Annotated in this window: 2 protein-coding genes; both read right to left on the reverse strand. The window is 69.0% G+C overall.

What is annotated here, in order from left to right; translation table 11 throughout:
• On the reverse strand, window positions 1-701 hold a 701-nt coding region (locus tag ACFWEK_RS20305; RefSeq protein ID WP_430555211.1), incomplete at its 3' end, for a TerC/Alx family metal homeostasis membrane protein.
• 214 nt (window positions 702-915) lie between these two features.
• Window positions 916-3,030: an excinuclease ABC subunit UvrB gene (gene uvrB / locus ACFWEK_RS20310; RefSeq protein ID WP_430546157.1), complete on the reverse strand. Its 2,115-nt coding sequence runs from the start codon at window positions 3,028-3,030 to the stop codon at window positions 916-918.
• Window positions 3,031-3,142 lie beyond the last annotated feature (112 nt).

The following is a 3,142-nucleotide window of genomic DNA, read 5'->3' on the forward strand; positions in this document are numbered from 1 at the left end:
GAGAACGCGTTGGCCGCGAAGACGAGGTACGTCTCCTGCGTGAGACCGAAGATGGCGGGGATCGAGTCGACCGCGAACAGCAGGTCGGCGCTGCCGATCGCGACCATGACGATGAGCATCGGCGTGATGTACCGCTTGCCGTCGATCTTCGCGGTCATCTTGTCGCCGACGTACGTGTCCGTCGTCGGGAAGAGGCGGCGGGTCAGCCGCAGGACGCCGTTCTCGTTCCACTCCTCGTCGTGCCCCGTGCCCGAGCGGGCCTGGGCGATCGCGGTCCAGATGAGGAACGCACCGAAGATGTAGAAGACCCAGGCGAAGTTCGCGATGATCGCGGCGCCGGCGATGATGAACACCGTGCGCAGCACCAGCGCGATCGTGATGCCGATGAGGAGCACGCGCTGCTGGTACTCCCGGGGCACCCGGAAGCTCGTCATGATCAGGACGAAGACGAACAGGTTGTCGACACTGAGCGACTTCTCCGTGATGTACCCGGCGAAGTACTCGCCGCCGTACGTCCCGCCCCACACGACCCAGACGATCACGCCGAACACGACCGCGACCGCGACGTAGGCCAGGGACCACGTGGCCGACTCGCGCAGCGTGGGGGCGTGCGGGGTGCGCACGTGGCCGACGTAGTCGACCGCGAGCATCGCGAGGATCACGCCGACGGTGACGATCCAGACCCAGACGGGCACATCCATGGAAACTCCTCCGGTACGTAGCACTGAGCACCGGAGGTCTTCCCCACCCGGAGCGGCTACGAGCCTGGCGTCCGGGCCGACGAGGCCGGTCCGGCATCTGTGCCTGACGTGATGACGACCTCACCGTGGGCGGGGTACTCCCCTCCAACCCGCACACCTTACATGAGACCCCGCACCCGCCATCCGCGCATGTCACGACCGGGCCCCGCCCCGCTCAGGCCGTCGCGGCCTGCATCTGCCGCAGCTCCTTCTTCAGCCCGCCGATCTCGTCGCGGAGCCGGGCCGCGACCTCGAACTGCAGCTCCGCGGCGGCGGCGTGCATCTGGTCGCTGAGCTCCTGGATGAGCTCCGCGAGCTCGCCCGCAGCGGCGCCGGCGAGCCGGTTGCCGGTGGTGGCGCCCTCCTTCGGCGAGCCCGGCACGGGCGCGCGGCCCTTGCCCTGCGCGGACGCGGGAGCCTTGCGGTACCCGCCGGACAGCAGCTCCTGCGTGTCGATGTCCTCGCGGGCGAGCATGTCGGTGACGTCCGCGATCTTCTTGCGCAGCGGCTGCGGGTCGATCCCGTGCTCCTCGTTGTACGCCACCTGCTTCGCGCGGCGGCGGTCCGTCTCGTCGAGGGCGTACCGCATGGCCGGCGTGATCTTGTCCGCGTACATGTGCACCTGGCCGGTGACGTTGCGTGCCGCACGCCCGATCGTCTGGATGAGCGACCGCTCGGAGCGCAGGAAGCCCTCCTTGTCGGCGTCGAGGATCGCCACCAGGGAGACCTCGGGCAGGTCCAGGCCCTCGCGCAGCAGGTTGATGCCGACCAGCACGTCGTACTCCCCCAGCCGCAGCTCGCGGAGCAGCTCGACGCGGCGCAGCGTGTCGACCTCGGAGTGCAGGTACCGCACCCGCACGTCCTTCTCGAGGAAGTAGTCGGTGAGGTCCTCGGCCATCTTCTTGGTGAGCGTCGTGACGAGCACCCGCTCGTCCTTCTCGACGCGCTCGCGGATCTCGTGCAGCAGGTCGTCGATCTGGCCGGTGGTCGGCTTGACGACCACCTGCGGGTCCACCAGGCCGGTGGGCCGGATGACCTGCTCCACCACGCCGTCGGACATGGAGAGCTCGTAGTCGCCCGGGGTCGCGGACAGGTAGACCGTCTGCCCGATCCGCTCGACGAACTCCTCCCAGCGCAGCGGCCGGTTGTCCATCGCGCTCGGCAGGCGGAACCCGTGCTCCACGAGCGACCGCTTGCGGGACATGTCCCCCTCGAACATCGCGCCGATCTGGGGCACGGTCTGGTGCGACTCGTCGATGACGAGCAGGAAGTCCTCGGGGAAGTAGTCGAGCAGCGTGTTCGGCGGCGACCCCTGCTCGCGGCCGTCGATGTGCCGCGAGTAGTTCTCGATGCCGCTGCACGTGCCGATCTGGCGCATCATCTCGATGTCGTACGTGGTGCGCATCCGCAGCCGCTGCGCCTCCAGCAGCTTGTTCTGCCGCTCGAGGTCCGCCAGGCGGTCCGTGAGCTCGGCCTCGATGCCGCCGATCGCCCGCTCCATCCGCTCCGGGCCCGCGACGTAGTGCGTGGCCGGGAAGAGGTAGACGCTCTGCTCGTTGCGGAGGACCTCGCCCGTGAGCGGGTGCAGCGTCTGGATCGACTCGATCTCGTCGCCGAACATCTCGATGCGGACGGCGAGCTCCTCGTACACGGGGATGATCTCCACCGTGTCGCCGCGCACGCGGAACGTGCCGCGCGTGAACGCCATGTCGTTGCGCGTGTACTGCATCTGCACGAACCGGCGGAGCATGTCGTCGCGGTCGACCACGTCCCCGACGTCGAGCCGCACCATCCGGTCCACGTACTCCTGCGGGGTACCCAGGCCGTAGATGCACGACACCGATGCCACGACCACGACGTCGCGCCGGGTCAGCAGCGACGACGTCGCCGAGTGCCGCAGTCGCTCCACCTCGTCGTTGATCGACGAGTCCTTCTCGATGTAGGTGTCCGTCTGCGCGATGTACGCCTCGGGCTGGTAGTAGTCGTAGTACGAGACGAAGTACTCGACCGCGTTGTTCGGCAGCAGCTCGCGGAACTCCGTGGCCAGCTGCGCGGCGAGCGTCTTGTTGGGCGCCATGACGAGCGTGGGCCGCTGCAGCTTCTCGATGAGCCACGCGGTCGTCGCGCTCTTGCCGGTGCCGGTCGCGCCGAGCAGGACGACGTCCTTCTCCCCCGCCTGCACCCGGGACGTGAGGTCCGCGATGGCGGTGGGCTGGTCTCCCGAGGGTTCGTAGTCGGACACCACCTCGAAGGGGGCCACCGCACGCTGGAGGTCGGTCACGGGTCGCATGGCACCACCGTACGGCGCGCCTCCGACACCCACCGGTGAGCCCGCCGGCGCGACGGCCGAGGGCGCCGCGGCGTCAGGCCTCGGACGCCGCGGCGGACTCCTCGTCCACCTC

Origin of the sequence: Isoptericola sp. NPDC060257 (genome assembly GCF_042726645.1) — a bacterium.
In the GTDB taxonomy this organism is placed as follows: domain Bacteria; phylum Actinomycetota; class Actinomycetes; order Actinomycetales; family Cellulomonadaceae; genus Isoptericola; species Isoptericola nanjingensis.